This is a genomic window from Flavobacterium undicola (assembly GCF_009909155.2).
Taxonomy (GTDB): domain Bacteria; phylum Bacteroidota; class Bacteroidia; order Flavobacteriales; family Flavobacteriaceae; genus Flavobacterium; species Flavobacterium undicola.
In genome coordinates, this window is record NZ_JAAAPM020000057.1 from 1 (window position 1) to 7,210 (window position 7,210).

At 34.6% G+C, this 7,210-nt stretch carries 8 protein-coding genes and 2 pseudogenes; 8 read left to right on the forward strand and 2 right to left on the reverse strand.

Going from position 1 to position 7,210, the window contains the following annotated elements; translation table 11 throughout:
* Positions 1-113, forward strand: a pseudogene (locus GTZ96_RS18370) (IS1595 family transposase); the annotation flags it as partial.
* 3 nt (positions 114-116) lie between these two features.
* Positions 117-680: pseudogene (locus GTZ96_RS17860) on the forward strand (DUF2461 domain-containing protein); the annotation flags it as partial.
* Between the two features lie 296 nt (positions 681-976).
* On the opposite strand, the gene GTZ96_RS17865 reads toward GTZ96_RS17860, so the two are convergent.
* A complete protein-coding gene (locus GTZ96_RS17865; RefSeq protein WP_235973061.1) occupies positions 977-1,312 on the reverse strand; it encodes an OsmC family protein in 336 nt (111 codons plus the stop codon).
* 142 nt (positions 1,313-1,454) lie between these two features.
* Between GTZ96_RS17865 and GTZ96_RS17870 the strand changes: the two genes are divergently transcribed.
* The 6 genes from GTZ96_RS17870 to GTZ96_RS17895 all read left to right on the forward strand — a co-directional run bounded on the left by GTZ96_RS17870 (position 1,455) and on the right by GTZ96_RS17895 (position 6,126).
* Positions 1,455-2,954: an MAC/perforin domain-containing protein gene (locus tag GTZ96_RS17870; protein ID WP_161645259.1), complete on the forward strand. Its 1,500-nt coding sequence runs from the start codon at positions 1,455-1,457 to the stop codon at positions 2,952-2,954.
* On the forward strand, positions 2,906-4,150 hold the full coding sequence (locus tag GTZ96_RS17875) for a glycosyltransferase family protein (protein ID WP_181033226.1): 1,245 nt from the start codon (positions 2,906-2,908) through the stop codon (positions 4,148-4,150). Before GTZ96_RS17870 ends, GTZ96_RS17875 begins: the two co-directional genes overlap by 49 nt.
* A gap of 312 nt (positions 4,151-4,462) precedes the next feature.
* Positions 4,463-4,984 carry a hypothetical protein gene (locus GTZ96_RS17880; RefSeq protein WP_161645261.1) on the forward strand — a complete coding sequence of 174 codons (522 nt, stop codon included), beginning with the start codon at positions 4,463-4,465 and terminating at the stop codon, positions 4,982-4,984.
* Positions 4,985-4,996: 12 nt separating this feature from the next.
* Positions 4,997-5,401: a helix-turn-helix domain-containing protein gene (locus GTZ96_RS17885; protein ID WP_161645262.1), complete on the forward strand. Its 405-nt coding sequence runs from the start codon at positions 4,997-4,999 to the stop codon at positions 5,399-5,401.
* 2 nt (positions 5,402-5,403) lie between these two features.
* Entirely contained in the window at positions 5,404-5,874 is a 471-nt protein-coding gene (locus GTZ96_RS17890; protein WP_161645263.1) for a hypothetical protein, read from the forward strand.
* A 72-nt stretch (positions 5,875-5,946) separates the two neighbouring features.
* Positions 5,947-6,126 carry a hypothetical protein gene (locus GTZ96_RS17895; protein ID WP_161645264.1) on the forward strand — a complete coding sequence of 60 codons (180 nt, stop codon included), beginning with the start codon at positions 5,947-5,949 and terminating at the stop codon, positions 6,124-6,126.
* Between the two features lie 27 nt (positions 6,127-6,153).
* Here GTZ96_RS17895 and GTZ96_RS17900 read toward each other — a convergent pair whose 3' ends face one another.
* Entirely contained in the window at positions 6,154-6,612 is a 459-nt protein-coding gene (locus GTZ96_RS17900; protein WP_161645265.1) for an RrF2 family transcriptional regulator, read from the reverse strand.
* Positions 6,613-7,210: the final 598 nt, after the last annotated feature.

Consider the following 7,210-nt stretch of genomic DNA (forward strand, 5'->3'; position numbering starts at 1 on the left):
TTAGGATAAACCGTTCTCAATTTAAAACAAGTATTTTTCATAAATCCATAGAAAGAATGGTGAATGCAAAACCGATTTATCAAAAAAACATAAAACAGATATTAAGTGTATAACTCAATAAAATTTTTTTCGAACAGATTTATTCCGAACTTCAAAAACAGGATAGTTTACAAGGAATCCATATTTTTAGAATTTATAAAGATGTTCGTTTTTCTAAAGATAAATCTCCTTATAAAACTAATTTTGGAGCTGGATATTCCCGTACAAAACCAATGTTAAGAGGCGGTTATTATATTCATTTAGAACAAAATAACAGTTTTGTAGGTGGAGGATTTTGGGCTCCAAATAGTGAAGATTTACTTCGTATCCGTAAAGAATTCGAAATGGATACAACAGAAATTGAAAAGATTACTTCCGACAATACTTTCGTAAAATATTTCGAAGAGCTTAAAGGAGAAGATGGAGTAAAAACTGCTCCGAAAGGCTTCGATAAAAGTCATCCTGCAATTAATCTGATTAAGAAAAAACAATTTGTAGTGAAGAGAAAATTTACAGATGAGGAAGTTTTATCTGATGATTTTCAGAAAGAAGTGATTGCAACATTTTTAGCAATGAGACCTTTTTTCGATTATATGAGTGAATTACTTACTACGGATTTAAATGGAGAACCTTTATTCTGAAAGGAAGTTGATAATAAAGCAATGTATCAGTCACCTGATCGCTCGGATATCTACTAAATAGCCCCGATAGCTCGGATATAGAATAAATATCTCGTAAACGGATAGCGCGGTTTTGTAAACCGTGCCCACAAACGAGAGCAAGCAATAAAAATTAAGAAGCTACAGCAATAAAAACGTTGTAGCTTTTTTATATCCTAGACTTCGACCTATCGAATATTTCCTGTGAGATTTACGGTTATTGCTCCCCAACTTATGGATATACCACTCCGACTTATAGTTATAGTTTCCGCATTAAATCAAATGGTAGTCTCCGCATTATGCTTCACCGGAAAGTTCACTGAATTGGCAATAAAACACAATTGATTAGCTTCTGTATACAATTGATTGGCTTTGGCTAAAAGTGATTCGTCTGTAATAGTCACAACAGGATTTAAGGTCACTTCAATAAAACGTCCCGAACCATCCTTTTTGACTGTCATAATTCCGGTAGCATTGTCAATATAATCGGTTACTACAATTCCCGCTTTGACACAAACGTGTAGATAAGACATTATATGACAGGCAGAAAGCGAAGCCAGCAATAAATCTTCGGGATTATGTACCGTTTTGTCTCTGTGAAAAGTAGGTTCCATATGCATATTTATAATTTTCTTAAAAATATATGTTTTTTTTAAGAAAATACATAATAATTATTATATGTTTGTAAAACAATTCTGAAAAACAATTGAAATTATTTAAAAAAACAAATCTCTAATTTTTAAAAAACAAATGTCTATGTCAAATGTCCAAAAATCAAAAAATCAAATGTCTATACAAGATGTTATGACTCCCGAGCTTAACTTAGTGCCAGGATCATCGGTGCTAGGGTTCGGAATAAATATAGCTCGTTCTAGCGGTCCTTCAGACGTAACTGCAAGAATAGTTAATATTAATGAGAGTGAAGGATCGCCTGTTATTGAAGGTGGAGTATCTTATCTTCTGCCAGCAAATGTCAATCTAGTGGATGACTCAAAGTTTTCAATTGAGTTCAATACTTTCTCCTCGCGTAATGAGTTCAGTAAACATATGGCCGCCGAGACACAAATTGAAGCTTCTGGTTGGGGTTTTACAGGCGAATTTGACGCAGCATATTCAAGTCTTACAGAGGGTGAATCAGTGTCAATTTACGGTCTTGTAGAGTCAAATGTTAAACTTTGGACATTGTCGGTTGAGTCTCTTCAGTCATTATCATTAGATTCCACGTTTAAAGCTGAACTTGATGCATTACCACAAACTTTTACGCCGGCTACTCAGCAAGCTTTTTTTAACTTTTTTAACAAATATGGTACACATGTCGTTACAACATCGATTGTCGGTGGTCGTTTACATTATGTGACAGCGGTGTCAAGTGCGTCTCAATTTGACAAAGAAACAGCAAAGGTGAATATGAGTTTTGAATATGATTCTGTATTTGTTGACACCTCGGGTTCTGCGAGTGCAGACTGGGAAAATATTGCCAAATCGTGGTTTTCCAGCCGTAAGGCAGAATTGATGGTTATAGGTGGGGATCCTACAATTCTTGCTAAAGCTCTACCTCCTGATGATCCCAATACTCCTGTCAATTATCAAAGTTTAGTTGCAGATTGGACAACTTCAGTTAAGACGACCCCTTCAGTTACGGGACTTCAACTCCAGCCTATTTCTCACGTTGCACCAGCAGCAGCAGGAAATCTTTTAGATCAAGCTCTCGAAAAATATTTAAACTCCAGTGCACGTGGGCAATGCCTTATGGAAATTGACCTGACAGTTGGAGTGCCTGTAGGCGCTGCATGTACTATCAATATGGGAACACAGGAAATTCTCCCTCCAAATCCTCCAACAAAAAGCCAATTATCTATGTATTGGATTGTTATGACAGATCATGAGGGTAATCTTAAATTTAATGAAAACTTCTTGTCAAGTGATCCTGACGACTTCGATACGCTTGTTAGCAAGGCTCAAAAAACTTCAGAAGGACAAAACTGGTGGACAGTAGTAATCGTTGCTACTACACCTCCTAGACCCGTTAGTGTTGAAGCATTAGCTTGGATGGAGTCATGCGGAATTTTAATTACAAATATAGATATGGGATATCCTAACTGGCCCATTCTGTTTTCAGGAGTAGGAAAGAGTAATACACCAGCCTTTGATGGTCAATTTAACTTGATAAATAGCCCATATTTTGAAAATCCAGATAATTTGCAAAGTTGGCAACAGAGCGTAGAAGTGGAGATTCCGCTTTATGTGACGATTTAGTCTTGGCACTTGTTCTCATAGTCTCAAATACAGGTAGAGGAACTGGATTTGGAAGAATTGCAGCAGGAATAGCTAAATCTATTGCTGTGGAATATGAGGTACATGTAGTAGGGTTGGGCCTTAACGAAGTCGAAGAGACTTGGTTAGGGCATCAACACCACATACTTGATGCAACTCGTACTTCTACTTTAGCAACATTAGCAAGTAGGTTGTGTCCAAGTTTGATTATTCTAATCGGACAGGGACAATTGCTTGCATGGCAAGTTACGCGATTGCGCCGTGATGGTTTTTTGGGAGCGATCTTGTCTTATGTACCTGTGGAAGGAAAGGTACACAGTTCATTACCTCTAATCGGATTAGAGCAAAGCACGACAGTTGTGGCTTATACTGATATTGGTGCAAAAATATTAACACGTGCGTTGGAAGAACAAAGTCAACTAATATCAAGGAGATTGCCTTTCATTACAACTATTTCGCATGCTATTGATAAACCACTTATCTCTAAGATTGAACAGCGTCAGCAATTACGTGAGAAGCTATTTCCAACTTATTCACACCTGTCTGATGGGATTTGGATACTTAATGCAAACCGTAATGACCTGCGTAAACGCCCTGAACTAACACTCAAAGCTTTCGCTGCAATAGCAGTATTAAGACCGAATATCACATTAGTGCTTCATTGTCAGCCGACACGTGGAGGATGTGATCTTCGAATAGAACGTGACCGTTTAGGTTTACGAGGCAGAGTTATTTTAACCCATGAAATGAGACCTGAATTATGGTCAGATGAGCATTTAGTACAACTTTATACATGTTGTGAAATTGGTATCAATAGCTGTATGGGTGAAGGATGGGGTTTAGTAGCTTTCGAGCACTCATTATATGGCGGAGCGCAAATATTACCAGCACATGAAGGTCTGCGTGAAATTTGGGGAGATGCTCCACTTTGGGTACCAGTTAGTGGAAATATACCTATGGACGATGTTTTTTCTGGTCAAATACCAGATCACGAAGATTTATCTATTGCTATTTTACAACTTATCGATCAACCTAATAAAGCGAATCAAATTGCTTTGGCATGTGCTACTCGCTCCTTCGACCCTAAATTGGGATGGAAATCAATAGGTATTGAGTGGCTAAACCTTATAGCATTGACCCTTCAAGAACAGAATAGTCGCAATATATCATTTGTTTAAAAGAGTTTCTTAGTTATATAAAAGATTTTATAAAGCAAATTGAATATCGAATCATGGTTTTAAATTATATAAAATATGTCTTGAAAAAAGAAATCAGATCGCTAAGATATGTAATAAATATCTCGCACAACGGATAGCGGTTTTGTAAATCGTGTCTACAAATGAGAGCAAGCAATATAATTTCAATAAGCTACAACAATAAAAACGTTGTAGCTTTTTTTTGTATATTTAAAACAAAAATATACTCTAAGTATATAAAATAATCACAAAATACACTTAAAAGTGTATTTTTGCTTGTAAACAACTAATAAAGTGAATATATTTGCTCTGGAAATATGGGATGATGAAGGTGCTAAATGCACTTTTTATACCGTGAAACAGGATGGTGAGGAGAGCAATGAAACTGATTTATTCTTTGAAAAATATGATGCTATGGCAGAATACAAGGAAGCGAATCAGGAATTATTATCATTCGTTATATATGCAATTGGAGAAACTCACGGCGCAGTTGATGCATTATTCAATAGAGATGAAAACGAAGTCAAAGGATTACCTGTTCAAGGTAAACGAAAAGTTCAAAATATTACATATCATTTTCCCAATTTTCCATTGAGATTATATGCCTTAAAAATCACAAACAATATTGTTGTTCTTTTCAATGGTGGTATTAAAAATGGTCCGACAAATCAAAAAAGTAGATTGCATTTAGAATGGAGGGCCGCTTGCGAATTTGCCAAACGAATTGACGAAGCTATTCGAGATAGCTTCATTATTGTAGATGAGAAAAATAGAAAACTGACTAATTATGATGGTTCAGATGAAATCATCCTCTAAAATTCCAAAATTATGAGAAGTAAAGTAGCCCAAAGAATTCTAGCTGAAACACCCGAAGAAACAAAAATCTTTGCAAGGTTATATGCAGATATCGTGGTACGTGTACATCAGCTATTGAAAGAAAAAGGATTTAGTCAAAAAGATTTAGCCGATAAGTTAGAAAAAAGACCTTCGGAAATCAATAAATGGCTAGTAGGAGAACATAATTTTACCTTGCGTTCTCTTGCAAAATTAGAAGCAGAACTAGGAGATACAATTATCAATGTGCCTCATAGAAAAACAGTTTCTTCAACAGAAGGAAATAAAACTTATATAACAGTTTATAAAAATGCACACATCAATACCGATGTTGAATATATAAATGTTTGGAAAAAGTCTAAAGCTAAATCAAAAACGCAGATAGCAAATGTTAGCTAATTATGTTACAGCCAGAAAAAATAGAAATTGTAGATTTTAAAATCATTAAAGGACAAATAAATAGTCCGTTTGATTTTGAGATTGAAAAAGTAGAAGGTCACACATTCAATGTTAATTTTGAACTTGGATTTAATTTAGATGATAAATTAGTAAAAGCTGATTTTTTAGTAAATGTTGAAACCAAAAGTAAAGGAGATGATATTGAAGAAGCAGTTGGAGCATTCAGTTTTGTTTATGTTTTTTATGTAGATAACATTGAGGAATTAACAACACTAGAGAAAGATCAGACTGTTGCTTTACATCAAGCCTTAGGAAATGCTTTGGCGTCTATCACTTATTCTACATCTAGAGGAATTCTAATGACACGGTTTCAAGGAACAGCATTAAGCGATTTTATTTTACCAGTCATTAATCCTAATAATTTATTAGTAAACGAATCAAACAATAAAAACTTCAACAAGCTACAGCAATAAAATGGTGCATTCTTGAATCAGAATATCATAACAATAAAATCTTTATCTATGTACTATAAAATTTTATGAAACATGAACTACAAAATATCATTTGAGGAAAGAGCTAAGATAGGCATGGAGATGTTATCCAAGCAATCGCCTGTTACTTTAGAACAAGCAATCGCACAGGCAAAATGGCTTAAAGAGATGAGTGCATCAAAAAAAGAAAATGCCACTCAGATTGTACAGATAAAACCAACAAAAAATAAATAGTAAAGTCCCAATTCAATCGGGATTTTTTTATTCCTGACTTTTGGTCTTAATCAGTTTTTTTTCGTTTTTTATGATGTCTTCAATGGTGTTTCCGCTAAGTACTTTTAGGCTGGCGGTTCTTAGTTCGGTCATTACTTTTCGCAATCCACAGATGGTTTCATCTACACAATCATCGCATTTTTCGTAAAAATTTAAACTGGCACAAGGAATCATAGCTATAGGTCCATCGGTTAAACGAATAATGTCTGTTAAAGCAATATCTTTTGGACTTTTCAATAAATAATAGCCGCCATTCACACCCATTTTACTTCCTAATAGGTTATGTCGGCGTAATTCCAGCAATATCGCTTCCAGGAATTTTTTAGGTATTTTTTCCTGTTCTGAAATTTCGATAATACGCATAGGGGAACCATCTTTATTTTCCTTCTCGTGTTTAGCCAAAGCGACTAATGCCTTGATAGCGTATTTTGATTTTTTAGAAAGCATGCTGTTTGTTTTTTACAAATATAAAATTACTAATCTAATCTGTTGGGTGAAATTGTTTTTGATTGTAAATTTTCGTCAGTTCGAGGAATAATTTTTATTCTAAAAATAATATAACGTTTATGTTTTGTCAATTGTAAATTAAATTGTGTTTTCTGGGGTTTTAGTTGTCCTTAGCTTTCGCAGTCGAGTGTCAAATGTTTGAAGAATACGTAAAAAGAAAATCTGTTTGATCCGCCGCGGCGGAGAGTTATTTTCTTTTAGTATTCGAAAACTAATTTGACCGACGAGGAAGCGTAAGACTTGAAATCGAAGATTCATGAATACCGAAAAACAATAATAACGCATGAATAATTTTTTGTTTCTTTTTTGATCAAGCAAAAAAGAAAATTAGTAAACCATAATTTCCCCCAACGGGTTAATCTATCATCCAAGTAGACTTGCTGAAATAATTGATTACAACTTAGAGCCTGTTTAAATTTATTGAGTTAGTCATTTAGTTTCTGTATTTTTATGTCTTTAAAAACAGTCGTTATGGAAGTATTTGAAGGACAAAGCATACTAAACTTTATAAAAGAATTGCCAAATGATGAAGCTTGCA

Bases quoted from the DNA above. Each gene is read 5' to 3' on its own strand.
- GTZ96_RS17870 (WP_161645259.1), top strand. From the start codon at position 1,455: ATGTCAAATGTCCAAAAATCAAAAAATCAAATGTCTATACAAGATGTT.
- GTZ96_RS17895 (WP_161645264.1), top strand. From the start codon at position 5,947: ATGAACTACAAAATATCATTTGAGGAAAGAGCTAAGATAGGCATGGAG.
- GTZ96_RS17900 (WP_161645265.1), bottom strand. From the start codon at position 6,612: ATGCTTTCTAAAAAATCAAAATACGCTATCAAGGCATTAGTCGCTTTG.
- GTZ96_RS17890 (WP_161645263.1), top strand. From the start codon at position 5,404: ATGTTACAGCCAGAAAAAATAGAAATTGTAGATTTTAAAATCATTAAA.
- GTZ96_RS17865 (WP_235973061.1), bottom strand. From the start codon at position 1,312: ATGGAACCTACTTTTCACAGAGACAAAACGGTACATAATCCCGAAGAT.
- GTZ96_RS17885 (WP_161645262.1), top strand. From the start codon at position 4,997: ATGAGAAGTAAAGTAGCCCAAAGAATTCTAGCTGAAACACCCGAAGAA.